The sequence below is a fragment of the Dyella sp. 2HG41-7 genome (assembly GCF_021390675.1).
In the GTDB taxonomy this organism is placed as follows: domain Bacteria; phylum Pseudomonadota; class Gammaproteobacteria; order Xanthomonadales; family Rhodanobacteraceae; genus Dyella_B.
Map to the genome: position 1 here is coordinate 1,124,425 of NZ_JAJEJV010000004.1, position 17,307 is coordinate 1,141,731.

The following is a 17,307-nucleotide window of genomic DNA, read 5'->3' on the forward strand; positions in this document are numbered from 1 at the left end:
ATCCATCGCGATGCAGTTACCGCTTCCTCCGTTGCCCTTGTGCAAGTCACGCGGAGGACTTTCGACGTTATGAAGTTTGCAACGACATCTCTATCGCGCGCGCGGTATCGCGTGGTGTTCGTATGAGCGACGACCTGACGCCCGAAGAGCGCTATCGCGAGCGCATGCAGCGCAAGAAAGAACTGGTCGATCGCAAAATCGCCCGCGCCACCATCGATCGCGGCGTGCTTGTCGTGAATACCGGCAACGGCAAAGGCAAGAGCTCCTCGGGCTTCGGCATGCTGGCGCGTTCGCTCGGGCACGGCTTCAAGTGCGGCGTGGTGCAGTTCATCAAAGGCACGTTTTCGACGGGCGAAGAAGCGTTCTTCCGTCTCTTTGCGGGCGAGCAGCTCGACTACCACGTGATGGGTGAAGGCTTCACCTGGGAAACGCAAGACAAGGCGCGCGACATTGCGGCGGCGCAAGCCGCATGGGCGATTGCTGCGCGCATGCTGGCCGATCCCGCGTACGATTTCGTGTTGCTCGACGAACTCAACATCGCGCTGGTGAAGCAATACGTGCAATTGGAGCAAGTGCTCACCGCCGTAGCCGCACGACCTCCGCGACAACATGTCGTGATCACAGGACGCGGCGCGCCGGATGGACTGATTGAAGTGGCCGATACCGTGACCGAGATGCGCGTGGTGAAACACGCCTTCGATGCGGGCATCAAAGCCCAAAAAGGCGTGGAACTGTGACCGACGTTCGTCATTGCTCCGCGCTGCTGGTGTCCGCGCCTGCATCCGGGCAAGGCAAGACGTCAGTCACTGCTGCGCTTGCGCGCTGGCATGTTCGGCAAGGCCGGCGCGTGCGTGTGTTCAAAACGGGTCCGGATTTTCTCGATCCGATGGTGTTGGCGCGCGCCGCGCACACACGCGCCTATCAGCTCGATTTGTGGATGTGCGGCGAAATCGATGTGCGCAAGCGCTTGTTCGATGCGGCGGGCGACGCCGATTTGATTTTGGTGGAAGGCGTGATGGGTTTGTTCGATGGCGCACCATCCAGCGCCGATCTCGCGCAAACGTTGGGTTTGCCGGTGATGGCGGTGATCGACGGTTCGGCCATGGCGCAAACGTTCGGTGCGTTGGCGTGTGGACTGGCGGCGTATCGCGATGGCTTATCCATGTACGGCACGGCCGCCAATCGTGTGGGCAGCGCTTATCACGCGCAGTTGCTGAAAGAGAGCCTTCCTTGTTCGTTACATTGGCTAGGCGCGTTGCCGCGTGACGAAAAACTTGCGTTGCCGGAGCGGCATCTTGGTTTGAAGTCGGCGAATGAATTGCCCGATATCGATGCACGACTCGATGCGCTGGCCGATGCATGGGCCGAGCATGCATCTACAGCCTTGCCGCCTCCGGTCAAGTTTGATGCGCCGAGTGTCGATGCGGTGCCTCCGCTGTTGAAGGGAAAACGCATCGCCGTCGCACGCGACGATGCGTTTTGCTTTATCTATCCAGCCAATCTCGAGGTGCTGCGCGAGGCTGGCGCGGAGTTGTGTTTCTTTTCGCCCGTCGCCGGGGATGGCCTACCGGCATGCGATGCAGTGTGGTTACCGGGCGGTTATCCGGAATTGCATCTGGATGCGCTGTCGCAGCGGCAGGATTTGCATGCTGCGCTATGCGCGCATCGCGATGCCGGTAAACCGATACTCGCCGAATGCGGCGGATTGTTGTTTGCGCTCCAATCGCTTGCCGATCGGGACGGACATGAAGCGCGCATGGCCGGCCTGTTGCGGGGTCGCGCCGCGTTGCAGCCAAGGCTGGCGGCGTTGGGGTTGCAAGGCGTCGACTTGCCCGAAGGCGAAATGCGCGGACATACGTTTCACTATGCGCAAGCGTGGGTCGATGCGCTGCCACTCGCGCATGCATTCAATCCAAACCGAGGTCCGTCGCAGGAAGCGGTTTATCGAGATCGTCGCCTAACCGCAAGTTTCGTGCACTTCTATTTTCCGTCGAACCCGTTGGCGGCGTTGCGGTTGTTTCTGCCATGAGTATTGCGCTGGCCATGTTGTGCGCGGTTTTGCTGGACCGCTGGCTGGGCGAGGCGCAACGTGCCCATCCGCTGGTGGCGTTCGGTCGCTTGGCGAATCGGATCGAACATCGCCTGTATGCGGATCGACGCACCAACGGGTTGTTTGCGTGGTCACTCGCTGTCGTGCCTTTCGTGCTGTGCGTGTGGGTGATGCAGCGATATACGTCGGCGCGGTTTGCCTGGTGCGTAAACGTGGCGGTGCTTTATTTCACGCTTGGCCTGCGCAGCCTCGACGAGCACGCGCGACACGTGTCGCACGCTCTTGCGCATCATGATCTGGAGGAAGCGCGCAGAGCGGTGGGGCGCATGGTCAGCCGCGATACGTCGCCGTTGAACGCGCAACAGGTCGCTGCCGCCGCCACCGAGTCGGTGCTGGAAAACGGCAACGATGCGGTATTCGGCGCCTTGTTCTGGTTCGCTATCGCCGGCGCGCCGGGCGCGTTGCTCTATCGATTGGCCAATACGCTGGATGCGATGTGGGGTTATCGCACGACGCGGTTTTTGCACTTCGGCTGGGCGGCGGCGCGTATCGACGATGTGCTGAATTTTTTGCCTGCAAGGCTTACCGCATTTACCTATGCGTTGTGCGGCCATTTCGATGGCGCGATTCGCTGCTGGCATTGGCAAGGGCCGTTGTGGAAAAGCCCAAACGCCGGTCCGGTCATGGCCGCAGGCGCCGGCGCCTTGGGCGTGAAGTTGGGTGGTGCAGCGCCGTACCAAGGTGTCTGGGAAACGCGCCCCGATCTGGGCGAAGGCGAATTGCCGGACGCCAACACCATTGATCGCGCGTGGCGATTGGTGCGACGTGGCGTTGTCATTTGGCTGATCGTTGCGGGCCTGATCGGTTTGGCGATGCACGGAGGCGCGCATGCTTGAGCACGGCGGTCGTCTGCAACGCGCGGCGCGCGAATACGGCATTCCTGTTGAGAGGTGGCTGGATCTTTCCACCGGCATTAGCCCGTTCGGCTGGCCGGTGCCCGACGTACCTGCGTCGGTCTGGCAGCGTCTGCCGGAAGACGACGATGGCTTGGCTGAAATGGCCAGCGCTTATTACCAAGCGCCGCACGTATTGCCGGTGGCAGGTTCGCAAGCGGCGATTCAAGCCTTGCCGTTGCTACGTAAGCCATCGCGTGTCGGCATCATCGCGCCCGGTTATGCCGAGCATGCGCGTGCATGGCGACATGCAGGACATCGCGTGACCACGCAGGCCGCCAGCGCCTTGCTCGCCAATACGGCGTCGTGGGATGTGCTGGTGTTGATTCATCCCAACAATCCGGGTGGGGAACGATTCGATCCACAGGAGTTGTTGCAGGCGCATGCCGAGCTTGCCGCGCGCGATGGTTGGCTGGTGGTCGATGAAGCGTTTATGGATGTCACACCGCAAAATAGCCTCAGCCGTTTCACGCATCGCAAAGGACTTATCGTCCTGCGCTCGGTCGGCAAGTTCTTCGGGTTGGCCGGTGCACGCGCGGGTTTTGTTTGCGCCGAACCCACACTGCTCGAAGCCTTGCGAGAAAAACTCGGGCCATGGACGTTGGGTGGGCCGACGCGTTATGTGTTGCGCCAAGCATTGGCGGATGGCGCGTGGCAGACACAGGCGCGCGCCCGACTTTTGCAAACGAGCGAGCAACTCACCGCCTTGCTTGCACGACACGGTTTGACACCGTCCGGCGGATGCGGACTTTTCCAGTGGTGTCGCCGCAGCGATGCGCTGGCGCTGCATCGCGCGCTCGCCGAGCGAGGCATCTTGACGCGTTTGTTCGATCTACCTCCCAGCCTGCGCTTTGGATTGCCCCCCAACGATGCTGCATTCGAACGACTCGATGGCGCACTGACCGAGGTGCTGCAATGACCGCGCGCGTGCTGATGGTGCAAGGCTGCACCTCCGATGCCGGCAAAAGCGCGCTGGTGACGGCGTTGTGCCGCTGGGCGTATCGGCGCGGCGTGCGCGTGGCGCCGTTCAAACCGCAGAACATGGCGTTGAATTCGGCCGTAACTGTCGATGGCGGCGAAATCGGTCGTGCGCAGGCCGTGCAGGCGCAAGCGTGCGGACTCAATCCGCAGATCGATTTCAATCCGGTTTTGTTGAAACCCAATAGCGATGTCGGCGCGCAAGTGATTGTGCATGGTCGCCCGGTCGCCAACATGGACGCCCGCGACTATCACGATTACAAGCGTCGAGCTTTCGACGCGGTGATGGAATCACATCGTCGCCTGATCGATGCGTACGATGTCGTTGTCGTGGAAGGTGCGGGTAGTCCTGCGGAAATCAATTTGCGCGATCGCGATATCGCCAACATGGGTTATGCGGAAGCGGTGGACTGTCCGGTGATCTTGATGGCCGATATCGATCGTGGCGGCGTCTTTGCGCATCTGGTCGGCACGCTCGCGTTGCTGTCGGTCAGCGAGCGCAAGCGTGTAGTCGGATTTGTGATCAATCGTTTTCGCGGCGATCTGGCGTTGCTGCAATCGGGACTCGATTGGTTGGAGCGGGAGACAGGTAAACCGGTGCTCGGCGTTCTACCGTATTTGCACGGCTTGCATCTTGAAGCCGAAGACGCGTTGCCGCGCGAGCACCAAAACAAGCCGCAAGCGCGGCTGCGTGTCGCAGTGCCGGCGTTGCCGCGCATCAGCAATCACACCGATTTCGACGCGCTGCGTGCGCATCCTGAGGTGGATCTGCAGATCATCGGGCCTGGCGATGCGCCACCGGCGTGCGATCTGATCGTTCTGCCGGGCTCCAAATCCACGCGCGCGGATCTTGCCTGGTTGCAGGCGCAAGGTTGGGATCGCGCTATCGCCAGACATCTGCGCTACGGTGGCAAAGTGCTGGGTATTTGTGGCGGTTTGCAAATGCTGGGGCGCGCCGTGCACGATCCGCAGGGAATGGAAGGCGCGTCGGGTTCCAGCGATGGTCTGGGGTGGCTCGATCTGGAAACCACGCTGGAGCCGATCAAACAACTGCATTGTGTTACCGGTCGTCTTGCGTTTGCGGATGCCGACGTGCGCGGATATGAAATTCACTGCGGCGTGAGCCGGGGGCAAGCGATGGCAAATCCGTTTGCGCGGTTGAGCGACGGACGCAGCGATGGCGCGATGTCGGCGGACAGTCAAATAGCGGGAAGCTATCTGCACGGTTTGTTCGACGATCCGCAAGCACTTTCCGCGATATTGCAGTGGGCGGGATTGCATCGTGCGAGTACGCTCGACGTCCACGCGTTGCGTGAGGTCAGCATTGAACGTCTGGCAGACGCTATTGAATCGCATCTCGATACGCGCCGGCTGGAGCAATGGTTGGGGATGACTGCATGCGTACCTTGATACTCGGCGGCGCGCGTTCGGGCAAAAGTGCGCTGGCCGAAAGGCTGGCCATCGAAAGCGGCCGAAATGTGGTTTACATCGCGACGGCGCAGGCCGGCGACGCCGAAATGGCTGCGCGTATCGCGCATCATCGCGAGCGCAGGCCTGGACAATGGCAGTGCGTGGAAGAGCCGTCGCATCTGGCCGATGCGCTACGCGAGCATGCGCGCGACGATCGTTGCATTCTTGTCGATTGCCTTACGCTGTGGCTCAGCAATCTTCTTGGCGATACCGACCCGTCGTCGTTCGAGCGCGAACGCGACCGGCTGCTTCGCGTGCTGCCAGGTTTGCCTGGCGAGTTGTTGATGGTCAGTAACGAAGTCGGTCTTGGTATCGTGCCGATGGGTGAATTGACCCGTCGTTTTGTCGACGAGGCCGGACGCTTGCATCAATCCATTGCAGCGATAAGCGAACGCGTGGTTTTCGTTGCTGCCGGTTTACCTCTTGTACTTAAAGGAACACTCTCATGAGTCTCGATTGGCTTTCCGCGCCCTGCGTTCAACCGGATGCCGCACTGGCCGAATCCGCGCGCGCGCATCAATTGCAACTCACCAAGCCGCCTGGTTCGTTGGGTGCGTTGGAAGCGGTGGCGGTCCAGCTCGCTTCGTTGCAACGCACCTCCGAGCCGGGTGCGGATCGCGTGTGGATCAGCGTGTTCGCCGCGGATCACGGTGTGGCCGACGAGGGCGTATCCGCGTTTCCGCAGGTCGTCACCGGCGAAATGGTGCGCAACTTCGCGACCGGTGGCGCGGCCATCAGCGTGTTGGCGCGTAGCCTCGGTGCGACGCTGGATGTGGTGAATCTGGGCACGGTGAACGATCCCGGCGACATTTCCGGCGTGCGTCGCGCAATCATCGCGCCGTCGACGGCGAATTTTTGCAATGGACCGGCGATGACCACCGCGCAGCTGGAAGCGGCGCTTTCCACCGGTGCCGAAAGCGTGCGCATGGCGAAGGAATCGGGCGCGCAACTTTTTATCGGCGGCGAAATGGGTATTGCCAATACGACATCCGCCGCAGCATTGGCGAGCGCGTTGCTGGAAGAGCCGCCGTCGTGCCTTGCGGGCGCAGGCACGGGTCTGAATGCGGCAGGTATTCAGCACAAGGTGAAAGTGCTTGAGCGTGCTTTGGTGGCTCACGAAACAGCGAAACAACCGTTGGAGCAATTGCGTTGCCTGGGCGGTTTCGAAATCGCGGCTTTGGTCGGCGCGTATATCGCAGCCGCACAAACAGGCATTCCGGTATTGGTCGACGGCTTTATCAGCACCACGGCGGCGTTGGTTGCGGTGGGCATTCAACCGCAGTTGCGGCCGTGGTTGTTGTTTGCGCATCGCTCCAAAGAACACGGTCATGCGCGATTGCTTACGGCGCTGAACGCCGAGCCGTTGATCGATCTTGGATTGCGATTGGGCGAAGCGAGCGGCGCGGCTACGGCGGTTCCGTTACTGCGTCTTGCGTGCGCGCTGCACAATGGCATGGCGACGTTCGAGCAAGCGGGCGTATCGAACGCATGAGCACGACGATCGAATTGCTTCGTCATGGCGATACTGCGCAGCGCAGTTATCGCGGCCAGCTCGACGATCCGCTCAGTGAATTGGGCTGGTCGCAGTTGCGCGCGGCGGTGGAAGGGCGTGAGTGGGATCGCATCGTCGCCTCGTCGTTGCAGCGTTGCGCGGCGTTTGCGCGGGAACTCTCGCAATCGCGCGGCGTGCCGCTGCGTATCGATGCGCGATTGGCGGAGTATCACTTCGGTGCGTGGCAGGGTGTGCCCATCGAGCGCATTGCCGAAGAGCAGGGCGATGCGTTGGGGCGCTTCTGGTCGGACCCGGTGACGTATCCGCCGCCCGGTGGCGAAACCTTCGACGCATTTCGCGATCGACTCTGCGGCGCACTCGATGATGTAACGGCGGAGGCATCGGACGAACGTGTGCTGGTGATCACGCACGGCGGCGCTATTCGTTTGCTGCGTTGTCTGGTCGAAGGACGCAGCTATGGCGATATGGCGGGCATCGATGTACCGCATGCGTCATTGCATCCATTGCGTTGGCCTGTGGCGGTCGCTGCCTGATGCGCGGCTTGCTAGCTGCCATCGGTTTTCTTACGCGGCTGCCGGTGCCTTCGCGCGTGTATGACGATGCGCGCGCCAAGTCCGAGTCGCTGGCGTGGTATCCGCTGGTCGGTTTGATCATCGGCGCGTTGTTGAGCGGCTTGGCGTGGTTGCTGCGCGATACGCCGTCGATACTTTCCGCCACCATGCTGATTGCGGCATGGGTCGTGTTGACGGGTGCGTTGCATCTGGATGGACTGGCCGACAGCGCCGATGCATGGGTGGGCGGACTGGGCGATCGCGAAAAAACGCTCGCAATCATGAAAGACCCGCGCTGCGGCCCCGCGGGCGTGGTGGCGCTCGTCTTGGTGCTGTTGTTGAAGTTCGCGGCGCTGGCGAGTTTTTCGTCGACACCGTGGACGGCCTTGTTGCTGGCGCCATGGCTGGCGCGAGCCGGTTTGACCGCGCTTTTTCTCACAACACCTTATGTACGTAGCGGCGGATTGGGCACGGCCTTGATGGAGGCGCCACGCCAGGCATGCATCGCGGCGCTCGCGCTCAGCGCGGCGGGTTCTTGTCTGCTTTTCGGGTGGCGCGGCCTGCTGGCGTTGGCCTTTGCGGCCTCGGTGTTCGGTTTATGGCGCCAAGCCTGTCTGAATCGGCTCGGCGGATTCACCGGCGACACGGCCGGCGCGCTGGCCGAATTCGTGGAACTGGCCATCCTGGTAGGCTTAGCCGTGCGCTAGCGCGAATTTCCCGTTGAAATCCGCCCGTTCATCCCGATAATCACCGCGGCCATCGCATTCAGAACCTCGATGGCGTGTGCGGAGCCTTTCGATCTATGCCCATCTACGAATTCCAATGCAACGCTTGCGGCCATCGTTTCGACCGCCTGCAAAAAATGTCCGACCCGGACCCGTCCACGTGCCCCAGCTGCGGCGCGCCGCAGGTGCAGCGTCAGTTGAGCGCTCCGCAGTTCCGTCTGTCGGGCGGCGGCTGGTACGAGACCGATTTCAAAAAAGACAACGACAAAAAGCGCAATCTGGCCGGCGACACCTCGGGCGCCAAGCCAGCTGAAAGCAGTCCGGCGCCTGCGCCCGCCGAGAGCAAACCGGCGAGCAGCCCGTCCTCAAGTTAAGGGCCCCATGCGGCTGAAGACGGGCGTTTGGCGAGTTCTCGCGCCCGGCAGTGTTAAGATTCCGGGCCTTTTCCACGTTATTTGCCGCCCAGGCGGCCCGGAGTTCCTTCTCGTATGCGCACGCATTTCTGCGGCCTTATTAATGAGTCGCTGGTCGGCCAGACCGTCACGCTGTGCGGCTGGGTAAACACCCTTCGCCTGCAGAGCCACGTCGCCTTCGTCGATTTGCGCGACCACGAGGGCATCGCCCAGGTGGTGATCGAGCGCGAAAACGCCGCGGGCTTCGCCGTGGCCGGCGAGCTGGGCTACGAATACTGCGTACGCGTCACCGGCACGATCCGCAAGCGCCTGTCGGCCAACGACAAACTCAAGACCGGCACGGTGGAATTGCTGGCGGAGACGGTGGACATTCTCAACGCCGCGAAAGATCTGCCGTTCGCGCTGCACGAAAATCCCAACGAGGACATGCGGATGACGTACCGCTACCTCGATCTGCGCCGCCCGGATATGCAGGGCATGATCCGCACCCGCATCAAGCTGGTGCAGGCGCTGCGCCGCTATCTGGATGCGCGCGGTTTTCAGGATATCGAAACGCCGATTCTCACCAAGGCCACGCCGGAAGGCGCGCGCGATTACCTGGTGCCCAGCCGCGTGCATCCTGGTCAGTTTTACGCGCTGCCGCAGTCGCCGCAGTTGTTCAAGCAGATCCTGATGATGGCCGGTTTCGATCGCTACTATCAGATCGCGCGCTGCTTCCGCGACGAAGACCTGCGCGCCGACCGCCAACCGGAATTCACCCAGCTCGACTTGGAATTCGCGTTCGTCGAAGAAAAGGACGTGCAGGATTTCGTCGAAGCGATGATTCGTCATGTCTTCATTGAAGTGATCGACGTGCAACTCGACACCTCGTTTCCGCGCATGACGTGGATCGATGCGATGCGTCGCTTTGGTTCCGACAAGCCCGACCTGCGCATTGCGCTGGAATTGGTGGATGTCGCCAGCGCGCTCAAGCATGTGGAATTCAAAGTGTTCGCCGAGCCGGCCAACGACTCGGCCGGCCGCGTCGCCGCGCTGCGTTTGCCGGGCGGCGCCACGCTTAGCCGCAAAGAGATCGATCAACTCACCGAATACGTCGCCAAGTACGGCGCGAAAGGTCTGGCCTGGATCAAGGTGGACGATCTGGCCAAGGGTCGCGAAGGCGTCAATTCGCCGGTGGTGAAGTTTCTCGACGATGCGGCGCTCGATGCGCTGCTCAAAGCGACCGGTGCGCAGTCGGGCGATATGGTGTTCGTCGGCGCGGGCAAGTGGAAAACCGTCACCGATTTTATGGGCGCACTGCGTTTGAAGGTCGGCAAGGATCGCGGCCTGGTGGAAAACAGTTGGAAACCGCTGTGGGTCACCGACTTCCCGATGTTCGAATACGACGAGGAAGAAAAGCGCTTTGTCGCCTTGCATCACCCGTTCACCGCGCCGAAGGTCGACGATATCGCCGATTTGCGCGCCAACGCGGCGACGGCGGTGAGCCGCGGTTACGACATGGTGCTCAACGGCAACGAGATCGGCGGCGGTTCGATTCGTATCCATCGCCCCGACATGCAGAGCGCGGTGTTCGAGTTGCTTGGCATCGGCGCGGACGAAGCGGAAATGAAATTCGGCTTCCTGCTCAAGGCGCTGAAATTCGGCGCGCCGCCGCACGGCGGTCTGGCGTTCGGCATCGACCGCATCGCGGCGCTGATGGCGGGTACCGAATCGATCCGCGACGTGATTCCGTTCCCCAAGACCACCAGCGCGCAAGACTTGATGACCGACGCGCCATCGACCGTCAGCGAAGCGCAGCTGAAAGAGTTGAGCGTGGCGGTGTCCATCACGGAAAACGCGAAAGGCTGAACTGGACATGCCATGCCGCAATGTCGGCGTGGCATGCTGGACGCTGATCTGTCGCCGTCGATGCCATGACCGAACACATCATCCTGCTGCACGGTTTGTGGATGCGAGGCTTTGCGCTGGGCATGCTGCATTGGCGTTTGATGGAGCAGGGGTATCGCGTCCATCGCTTCGACTATATGAGTGTGGCGGCCACGCAGCAGCACATCCTGGCGCGGCTGCGCGCCGGCATGCTGGAAAGCGCGCCCGAACCGGTGCATCTGGTCGGGCACAGCCTGGGCGGTTTGCTGGCGTTGCGGGCCTGTTTGGACGCGCCGGCGTTGCCGCCGGGGCGCATCGTTTGCCTGGGTTCGCCCCTTAAGGGGAGCGCCGCCGCCCGGGCGTTCGCTGGGTGGGGGCGCGGTGGCGAAGTGCTGCTCGGTCACAACCGGACGCTGTTGGAGCAGGGCTTCAATGTGTGGGACGGGAAGCGCGAGGTCGGCATGATCGCCGGCCGCCTGCCGATCGGGCTGGGTGCTGTGCTCGGTCAGATCGACGGGGAGCACGACGGCACGGTGGCGGTGGAAGAAACCCGTCTGCCGGGCCTTACCGATCATTGCGTCATCGAAACCAGCCATACGGGGCTGGTTTTTTCCGCGGAAGTCGCGCGATTAACAGGATTATTCCTACGCGAGGGTCACTTTGACGCCTTCTCCTCCAAGGAGGAGGGGAAACATGGCGCAATGCAGTAAAATCCCCCGCTTTCCACTTTTGACCTCAAGTCAGGTACCACCATGGGTAGAGGCCCGTCCATCGAAGGTCGCAAGAACGCCGAAGACGCCAAGCGCGCCAAGGTCTTCACCAAGCTGATCCGCGAAATCACTGTCGCCACGCGTGCCGGCGTGCCAGACCCCGCGCTCAATCCGCGCCTGCGCGCGGCCGTGGACAAGGCGCTGACCGCCAACATGTCCAAGGACACCATCGAGCGCGCCATCAAGCGCGGCTCCGGCGCCGACGGCGGCGCGAAGATGGAAGAGCTGCGCTACGAAGGCTACGGCCCTGGCGGCATCGCGTTGATCATCGAGTGCTTCACCGACAACACCACGCGCACCGTCGCGGATGTGCGTCACGCGTTGACCAAGCACGGCGGCAACCTCGGCACCAGCGGTTCGGTGGCGTTCCAGTTCACGCGTTGCGGCGAGTTGGCGTTCGCCACGGGCGGCAGCGAGGCGGCGGAAGAAAAAATTCTGGAAGCGGCGCTCGACGCCGGCGCCGACGATGTGATCAACGAAAACGGCGAAAGCACGGTGATTTGCGCGCCGGAAAATTTCGAAGCCGTGCAGCAGAAGTTGATCGAATCCGGCCTCGATGCGCAGCACGCGGGCATCGTAATGCGTCCGAACAATCGCACGGCGGTGGCGGGCGAAACGCTGGAGACGCTCACGGTGCTGTTGGAAAAACTCGACGCGCTCGACGACGTGAGCGAGGTCTACCACAACGCATTGCTGCCGGCCGAGTGAAAGGCTTTCGGGCCTTATCGCAATGATCCGCATCATCGGCATCGATCCAGGCAGCCAGCGCACGGGCATCGGCATCGTAGATGTCGACGCCGCGGGCAAGCTGTCGCACGTTTTTCATGGTGCGTTGATGGTGGCGGGAGAGGAAACTTTTCCGCTGCGCCTGAAACGCATTTTTGAAGGCGTCGATGAGATCATTGCGACCCATCGTCCGGTCGAATGCGGCATCGAGCGCGTGTTTATGGCGCGCAATGCCGATTCGGCGCTCAAGCTCGGGCAGGCGCGCGGCGCCGCGATTTGCGCGGTAGTCAATCGCGGCATCGCGGTGCACGAATACGCGGCGACCGAAGTGAAAAAGGCGGTGGTCGGTGGCGGCCGCAGCGACAAAACTCAGGTACAACACATGATCGGTGTACTGCTTGGCCTGAAAGGTCCGATTCAAGCGGATGCGGCCGACGCGCTGGCGATTGCCGTCGCGCACGCGCATACCCGTTCGAGTCTCGAACGCGTGGGCATTCCGCGCACGGCATGGAGGCGGCGCCGATGATCGGTCGACTTCGCGGCATTCTTATTTCGAAACAGCCGCCATGGTTATTGGTGGAAGTCGGCGGCGTTGGCTACGAATTGGAAGCGCCCATGTCCACCATTTACGACTTGCCTGCCACCGGCAAGGAAGTCACGCTGCTCACGCATTACGCCGTGAAAGAAGACAGCGTGGCGCTTTACGGATTTCTGCACGAAGCGGAGCGCGCGCTGTTTCGCAATCTGCAGAAGGTTAGCGGTATCGGCGCGAAAATTTCGCTCGCCGTGCTGTCGGGCGTATCCACGCAGGAATTCGCGCGACTCGTGCAGACGGGCGATATTGTCGCGCTGACAAAAATTCCTGGCATCGGCAAGAAAACCGCCGAACGCATGGTGGTGGAATTGCGCGATCGCGTCGACGGCCTCGGCGCGCATGCGCCCGGGATTTCCGCGGCGCCAGGTGCGCCGCTCGACCCGGCCGCCGAAGCGACGGTGGCGTTGCAACAACTTGGCTACAAGCCGGCCGAAGTCACACGGCTGGTGCAAAAGGTGGCATCTGCCGGCGACGACGCCGAGGCCATCATCCGCAAGGCGCTGCGCGCCGCACTCGGGAGTTGATTTGTGGGTCACGACATTCACCATCGCGTGAGCGAAGCCGATAGCAAGAAACGAATGGCCGCCTTGGCGCTCGGCGCGATCGGCGTGGTTTACGGCGATATCGGCACCAGCCCGCTGTATACGTTGCAAACCACGCTGAGTTACGAAGGCAAAATGCCGTCGCCCGACGGCATCTATGGTGTGCTGTCGTTGATCTTCTGGGCGCAGATCATCGTGGTTTCGCTGAAGTATTTGATGTTCGTGATGCGCGCCGACAACAAAGGCGAGGGCGGCATCATGGCTCTGATGGCGTTGGCCTTGCGCGGTGTCAGCAAGCAGCCGCGTCTACGCTGGCTGTTGGCGATCATCGGCATTTTCGGCGCGGCGTTGTTTTACGGCGATGGCGTGATTACGCCGGCCATTTCCGTATTGTCGGCGGTGGAGGGCGTGAAGGTTGCTGCGCCGGGATTGGGGCATTGGGTGATGCCGTTCAGCGCCGTTATTTTGTTTTTTCTGTTTGCGTTGCAAAGACACGGCACGGATCGCGTGGGCAAGCTGTTCGGGCCGGTGATGGTGGTTTGGTTTATCGTCATTGCGCTGATCGGTGTATACAACGTGCTACAAGACCCGAGCGTGTTGTATGCCGTCTTGCCGCAATACGGCTTGCACTTTTTCACGCATCACGGTTGGGGCGCATTTGTCGCGCTTGGCGGTGTCGTGTTGTCGCTGACAGGCGCCGAAGCGCTGTATGCGGATATGGGGCATTTCGGCAAGCAGCCGATTCGTCTTGCGTGGTTCTACTTCATTCTGCCGGCGCTGCTGCTCAATTATTTTGGGCAGGGTGCGTTGCTGTTGCGCGATCCGCACGCCATCGACAACCCGTTCTTCAAGGCGGTGCCATCGGTGTTCCTGTACCCGATGATCGGCTTGGCGACGGCCGCCACGGTGATCGCTTCGCAAGCGGTGATTTCCGGCGCGTTTTCGATGACGCGCGAAGCGATGTCGCTCGGTTACTCCATGCGCATGCCGGTGGTGCATACCTCGCGTGAGATGTCGGGGCAGATTTTCGTGCCGTGGATCAACAGCTTTTTGCTGGTGATGGTGCTTGCTGCCGTGGTGGGTTTCGGCAGCTCCGATGCGTTGAGCGCCGCGTACGGCATCGCCGTGACCGGCACCATGAGCATCACCACCATCTTGGCGCTGTTCGTCGCGCATCATCAGTGGAAATGGAGTCTTCCATTGGTGTTTTTGGTGGGCGTCTGCATGTTGGCGATCGATCTGTCGTTCTTCGGCGCCAATCTGCTTAAAGTCGAGGCGGGTGGCTGGTTCCCCTTGGTGCTTGGCCTCGGCGTGTTCGCCGTGATGACCACATGGCGTCGTGGCCGCGAACTGGTGGTGCGCGAGATCAAGCAGGGTGGCCTGGCGTTGAAGCCCTTTATCGAAAACATCACCGAGCATCCGCCGCTGCGCGTTCCCGGCACGGCGGTGTTCCTTACCGCCAATCAGAACGCGGTGCCGCATGCCTTGCTGCACAACCTCAAGCACAACAAAGTGCTGCACGAGCGCAATGTGATGCTGACGGTGGAAATTCTCGATACACCTTTTGCCGAAGCGGAAGAGCGCATTCATCTCACGCAAATGGACGGCTTTTTCTACGGTTTGGAATTGCGCTTCGGTTTTGCCGAAGATCCGAACATTCCGTATGCGCTGTCCAAGTGCGCGAAGAGCGGTTTGCCGTTCGATCTGATGGATACCACTTTCTTCCTGTCGCGCGAGAATATCGTTGCCGATAAACGCCGCCCGGGCATGGCCTTGTGGCGAGATCGCCTGTTTGCCTTTATGTCGCGCAATGCGCTGCCGGCGACGGCGTTTTTCCAGATTCCCGGCAACCGGCTGATCGAGCTGGGGACGCAGGTGGAAATTTGATGCGACAGGGGCGAGCGATTCGTCCCTAAACCCTCGCTCTCAGCCATAATCCCCACATGTCCGAACACCGCATCATCACCGCTGCCGCGCAACTCGACGACGAAGCTCTGGAAGCGTCGATTCGTCCCAAGCGCCTGACCGAATATCTCGGTCAGCAGGCGGTGCGCGAGCAGTTGTCGATCTATATCGAAGCGGCGAAGAAGCGCGGCGGTGCGCTGGACCATGTGCTGATCTTCGGACCGCCCGGCCTGGGCAAGACCACGTTGAGCCATGTGATCGCCAACGAGCTGGGCGTCAACGTGCGTTCCACCTCGGGACCGGTGCTGGAGCGCGCAGGCGATCTCGCGGCGCTGCTTACCAATCTCGAAAAGAACGACGTGCTGTTCGTCGACGAAATCCATCGGCTTTCGCCGGTGGTCGAGGAAGTGCTCTATCCGGCGATGGAGGATTTCCAGATCGACATCATGATCGGCGAAGGCCCTGCGGCGCGTTCGATCAAGCTGGATCTACCGCCGTTTACGCTGATCGGAGCCACCACGCGCGCCGGTCTGCTCACGGCGCCGTTGCGCGATCGCTTCGGCATCGTGCAGCGATTGGAGTTTTATTCGCCCGACGAGCTGACGGCGATCGTGCGTCGCTCGGCGCGCATTCTCAATATCGCCTGTGATTTGGACGGCGCCCAGGAAATCGCGCGTCGCGCGCGCGGCACGCCGCGTATCGCCAATCGTCTTTTGCGCCGCGTGCGCGATTACGCCGAGGTGCGGGCAGGCGGGCATATCAACCATCAGGCCGCGAACGCGGCGATGGACATGCTCAAGGTCGATGCCGAGGGTTTCGACGAACTCGATCGTCGTCTGCTCGCCACCATCATCGAAAATTTCGACGGTGGCCCAGTCGGCGTCGAATCGCTGGCCGCTGCGTTGAGCGAAGACCGCGGCACGCTCGAAGACGTGGTCGAACCGTATCTGATCCAGCAAGGTTTTCTCGTGCGCACGGCCCGCGGCCGCATGGCGAGCGCCAAAGCATGGCGACATCTCGGCCTGACGCCGCCGCCGCGGCAACCGCAGGCGGCCGATTTGTTCGGTAGCGATCAAGATGTCTAGCACGGAGCGCTTCACCTGGCCGGTGCGCGTCTACTGGGAAGACACCGATGCCGGCGGCGTGGTGTATCACGCCAGCTATCTGCGCTTCCTCGAGCGCGCCCGTTCGGAATGGCTGCGCCAGCTCGGCGTGGACCAGATGGCGTTCAAACAGGCGACTGGGCTGGCTTTTATGGTCCACCGGATGGAGATCGACTTCCTCAAGCCCGCCCTGCTGGACGATGAACTGACGGTAACGGTGGAAGTCAAAGAGTGTCGTTCAGCCAGTATTCTTTTCGCGCAGGCGATTACTCGGGCGGACGGCGCCACCCTGATCCAGGCGCAAGTACGTGCGGCGTGCGTGGATTTGAAACGAATGCAGCCCGCCCGAATTCCGAACGAGATTGCCGGCCGGATCGATCTGAAGTGATCGTCCCCCCGGTCTGACCTAAGTATTTTGAAAATAGCCCTGAGCGGCGGAGAACCCCAAAGCCATGAACGGTGGATTGAACGTTTTTGAGATCGTCGCGAGCGCGAGCTTGCCAGTACAACTGGTGATGCTGGTGTTGCTGGTGCTCTCGTTTCTGTCCTGGGTGATCATCATCCGCAAGTACTCGCAGCTCAAAGCCGCGATGACGAACGCCGAATCCTTCGAGGAGCGTTTCTGGTCCGGCGCGGATCTGGCGCAGCTGTTCCGCGAGGTGAGCAACGGCGGCGAAAGCGGCGGCATGGAGAACATCTTCGAATCGGGCTTCCGCGAATTCGTGCGTCAGCGTCAGCGTCGCGGTACGGATATGCCCACTGTGATCGAAGGCTCCGAGCGCGCGATGCGCGTGGCCGGCACCAAGGAAATCGGCTCGCTCGAGCGCAATCTGGAATTTCTCGCCAACGTCGGTTCGATCAGCCCGTACGTGGGTCTGTTCGGTACGGTGTGGGGCATCATGGGCGCCTTCCAGGGCCTGGGCGAAATGAAGGACGTCACCATCGCCGTGGTGGCGCCGCATATTTCCGAAGCGCTGATCGCCACCGCGATGGGTCTGTTCGCCGCGATTCCTGCGGTGTGGGCGTACAACCGCTACGCGAACAAAGTCGAGCGCGTCGCTTCGCGCTACGAAGTGTTCCAGGAAGAATTCTCCTCCGTGCTGCAGCGTCAGATCCAAATCGACGATACGAACTGAGGAGGCCGCGA

General features: G+C 61.6%; 19 protein-coding genes. All 19 read left to right on the forward strand.

Features of this window, described 5'->3' with window-relative positions; all coding sequences use genetic code 11:
- Positions 1 to 122 precede the first annotated feature (122 nt).
- The 19 genes from cobO to tolQ all read left to right on the forward strand — a co-directional run bounded on the left by cobO (position 123) and on the right by tolQ (position 17,296).
- Positions 123 to 737, forward strand: a complete 615-nt coding sequence (gene cobO / locus L0U79_RS06315; RefSeq protein WP_233841032.1) for a cob(I)yrinic acid a,c-diamide adenosyltransferase — start codon at positions 123 to 125, stop codon at positions 735 to 737.
- Entirely contained in the window at positions 734 to 2,029 is a 1,296-nt protein-coding gene (locus tag L0U79_RS06320; RefSeq protein WP_233841033.1) for a cobyrinate a,c-diamide synthase, read from the forward strand. Before cobO ends, L0U79_RS06320 begins: the two co-directional genes overlap by 4 nt.
- Positions 2,026 to 2,946 carry an adenosylcobinamide-phosphate synthase CbiB gene (gene cbiB, locus L0U79_RS06325; RefSeq protein ID WP_233841034.1) on the forward strand — a complete coding sequence of 307 codons (921 nt, stop codon included), beginning with the start codon at positions 2,026 to 2,028 and terminating at the stop codon, positions 2,944 to 2,946. The genes L0U79_RS06320 and cbiB overlap by 4 nt, the downstream gene beginning before the upstream one ends.
- Entirely contained in the window at positions 2,939 to 3,922 is a 984-nt protein-coding gene (gene cobD, locus L0U79_RS06330) for a threonine-phosphate decarboxylase CobD (protein WP_233841035.1), read from the forward strand. Before cbiB ends, cobD begins: the two co-directional genes overlap by 8 nt.
- On the forward strand, positions 3,919 to 5,391 hold the full coding sequence (locus L0U79_RS06335; RefSeq protein ID WP_233841036.1) for a cobyric acid synthase: 1,473 nt from the start codon (positions 3,919 to 3,921) through the stop codon (positions 5,389 to 5,391). Before cobD ends, L0U79_RS06335 begins: the two co-directional genes overlap by 4 nt.
- The gene (cobU, locus tag L0U79_RS06340) at positions 5,379 to 5,900 is read left to right on the forward strand and encodes a bifunctional adenosylcobinamide kinase/adenosylcobinamide-phosphate guanylyltransferase (RefSeq protein ID WP_233841037.1); all 522 of its coding nucleotides are present in this window, start codon (positions 5,379 to 5,381) and stop codon (positions 5,898 to 5,900) included. Before L0U79_RS06335 ends, cobU begins: the two co-directional genes overlap by 13 nt.
- Entirely contained in the window at positions 5,897 to 6,943 is a 1,047-nt protein-coding gene (gene cobT / locus L0U79_RS06345; RefSeq protein WP_233841038.1) for a nicotinate-nucleotide--dimethylbenzimidazole phosphoribosyltransferase, read from the forward strand. Before cobU ends, cobT begins: the two co-directional genes overlap by 4 nt.
- Positions 6,940 to 7,497 carry a histidine phosphatase family protein gene (locus L0U79_RS06350; RefSeq protein ID WP_233841039.1) on the forward strand — a complete coding sequence of 186 codons (558 nt, stop codon included), beginning with the start codon at positions 6,940 to 6,942 and terminating at the stop codon, positions 7,495 to 7,497. Before cobT ends, L0U79_RS06350 begins: the two co-directional genes overlap by 4 nt.
- Positions 7,494 to 8,222, forward strand: coding sequence for an adenosylcobinamide-GDP ribazoletransferase (locus L0U79_RS06355; protein ID WP_233843847.1), 729 nt, complete (start codon positions 7,494 to 7,496; stop codon positions 8,220 to 8,222). Before L0U79_RS06350 ends, L0U79_RS06355 begins: the two co-directional genes overlap by 4 nt.
- 95 nt (positions 8,223 to 8,317) lie before the next feature.
- Positions 8,318 to 8,614: a zinc ribbon domain-containing protein gene (locus L0U79_RS06360; protein WP_233841040.1), complete on the forward strand. Its 297-nt coding sequence runs from the start codon at positions 8,318 to 8,320 to the stop codon at positions 8,612 to 8,614.
- A 114-nt stretch (positions 8,615 to 8,728) separates the two neighbouring features.
- A complete protein-coding gene (gene aspS, locus L0U79_RS06365; protein ID WP_233841041.1) occupies positions 8,729 to 10,501 on the forward strand; it encodes an aspartate--tRNA ligase in 1,773 nt (590 codons plus the stop codon).
- Between the two features lie 65 nt (positions 10,502 to 10,566).
- Positions 10,567 to 11,229 (forward strand): alpha/beta hydrolase, encoded by a 663-nt coding sequence (locus L0U79_RS06370; protein ID WP_233841042.1) that lies wholly within the window; start codon positions 10,567 to 10,569, stop codon positions 11,227 to 11,229.
- A gap of 42 nt (positions 11,230 to 11,271) precedes the next feature.
- Entirely contained in the window at positions 11,272 to 11,997 is a 726-nt protein-coding gene (locus L0U79_RS06375) for a YebC/PmpR family DNA-binding transcriptional regulator (protein WP_233841043.1), read from the forward strand.
- Between the two features lie 22 nt (positions 11,998 to 12,019).
- On the forward strand, positions 12,020 to 12,541 hold the full coding sequence (gene ruvC, locus L0U79_RS06380; RefSeq protein WP_233841044.1) for a crossover junction endodeoxyribonuclease RuvC: 522 nt from the start codon (positions 12,020 to 12,022) through the stop codon (positions 12,539 to 12,541).
- On the forward strand, positions 12,538 to 13,134 hold the full coding sequence (gene ruvA, locus L0U79_RS06385) for a Holliday junction branch migration protein RuvA (RefSeq protein ID WP_233841045.1): 597 nt from the start codon (positions 12,538 to 12,540) through the stop codon (positions 13,132 to 13,134). Before ruvC ends, ruvA begins: the two co-directional genes overlap by 4 nt.
- 54 nt (positions 13,135 to 13,188) lie before the next feature.
- Positions 13,189 to 15,039, forward strand: a complete 1,851-nt coding sequence (locus L0U79_RS06390) for a potassium transporter Kup (RefSeq protein ID WP_233843848.1) — start codon at positions 13,189 to 13,191, stop codon at positions 15,037 to 15,039.
- Between the two features lie 56 nt (positions 15,040 to 15,095).
- Positions 15,096 to 16,142 carry a Holliday junction branch migration DNA helicase RuvB gene (ruvB, locus tag L0U79_RS06395; protein ID WP_233841046.1) on the forward strand — a complete coding sequence of 349 codons (1,047 nt, stop codon included), beginning with the start codon at positions 15,096 to 15,098 and terminating at the stop codon, positions 16,140 to 16,142.
- Entirely contained in the window at positions 16,135 to 16,548 is a 414-nt protein-coding gene (gene ybgC / locus L0U79_RS06400; protein WP_233841047.1) for a tol-pal system-associated acyl-CoA thioesterase, read from the forward strand. Before ruvB ends, ybgC begins: the two co-directional genes overlap by 8 nt.
- A gap of 64 nt (positions 16,549 to 16,612) precedes the next feature.
- Positions 16,613 to 17,296, forward strand: a complete 684-nt coding sequence (gene tolQ / locus L0U79_RS06405; RefSeq protein ID WP_233841048.1) for a protein TolQ — start codon at positions 16,613 to 16,615, stop codon at positions 17,294 to 17,296.
- Positions 17,297 to 17,307 lie beyond the last annotated feature (11 nt).

Excerpts from the sequence above, each read along its gene's own strand:
- cobO (WP_233841032.1), top strand. The coding sequence starts at position 123 with ATGAGCGACGACCTGACGCCCGAAGAGCGCTATCGCGAGCGCATGCAG.
- cbiB (WP_233841034.1), top strand. The coding sequence starts at position 2,026 with ATGAGTATTGCGCTGGCCATGTTGTGCGCGGTTTTGCTGGACCGCTGG.
- cobD (WP_233841035.1), top strand. The coding sequence starts at position 2,939 with ATGCTTGAGCACGGCGGTCGTCTGCAACGCGCGGCGCGCGAATACGGC.
- L0U79_RS06335 (WP_233841036.1), top strand. The coding sequence starts at position 3,919 with ATGACCGCGCGCGTGCTGATGGTGCAAGGCTGCACCTCCGATGCCGGC.
- cobU (WP_233841037.1), top strand. The coding sequence starts at position 5,379 with ATGCGTACCTTGATACTCGGCGGCGCGCGTTCGGGCAAAAGTGCGCTG.
- cobT (WP_233841038.1), top strand. The coding sequence starts at position 5,897 with ATGAGTCTCGATTGGCTTTCCGCGCCCTGCGTTCAACCGGATGCCGCA.
- L0U79_RS06350 (WP_233841039.1), top strand. The coding sequence starts at position 6,940 with ATGAGCACGACGATCGAATTGCTTCGTCATGGCGATACTGCGCAGCGC.
- L0U79_RS06360 (WP_233841040.1), top strand. The coding sequence starts at position 8,318 with ATGCCCATCTACGAATTCCAATGCAACGCTTGCGGCCATCGTTTCGAC.
- aspS (WP_233841041.1), top strand. The coding sequence starts at position 8,729 with ATGCGCACGCATTTCTGCGGCCTTATTAATGAGTCGCTGGTCGGCCAG.
- L0U79_RS06370 (WP_233841042.1), top strand. The coding sequence starts at position 10,567 with ATGACCGAACACATCATCCTGCTGCACGGTTTGTGGATGCGAGGCTTT.
- L0U79_RS06375 (WP_233841043.1), top strand. The coding sequence starts at position 11,272 with ATGGGTAGAGGCCCGTCCATCGAAGGTCGCAAGAACGCCGAAGACGCC.
- ruvC (WP_233841044.1), top strand. The coding sequence starts at position 12,020 with ATGATCCGCATCATCGGCATCGATCCAGGCAGCCAGCGCACGGGCATC.
- ruvA (WP_233841045.1), top strand. The coding sequence starts at position 12,538 with ATGATCGGTCGACTTCGCGGCATTCTTATTTCGAAACAGCCGCCATGG.
- L0U79_RS06390 (WP_233843848.1), top strand. The coding sequence starts at position 13,189 with ATGGCCGCCTTGGCGCTCGGCGCGATCGGCGTGGTTTACGGCGATATC.
- ruvB (WP_233841046.1), top strand. The coding sequence starts at position 15,096 with ATGTCCGAACACCGCATCATCACCGCTGCCGCGCAACTCGACGACGAA.
- ybgC (WP_233841047.1), top strand. The coding sequence starts at position 16,135 with ATGTCTAGCACGGAGCGCTTCACCTGGCCGGTGCGCGTCTACTGGGAA.
- tolQ (WP_233841048.1), top strand. The coding sequence starts at position 16,613 with ATGAACGGTGGATTGAACGTTTTTGAGATCGTCGCGAGCGCGAGCTTG.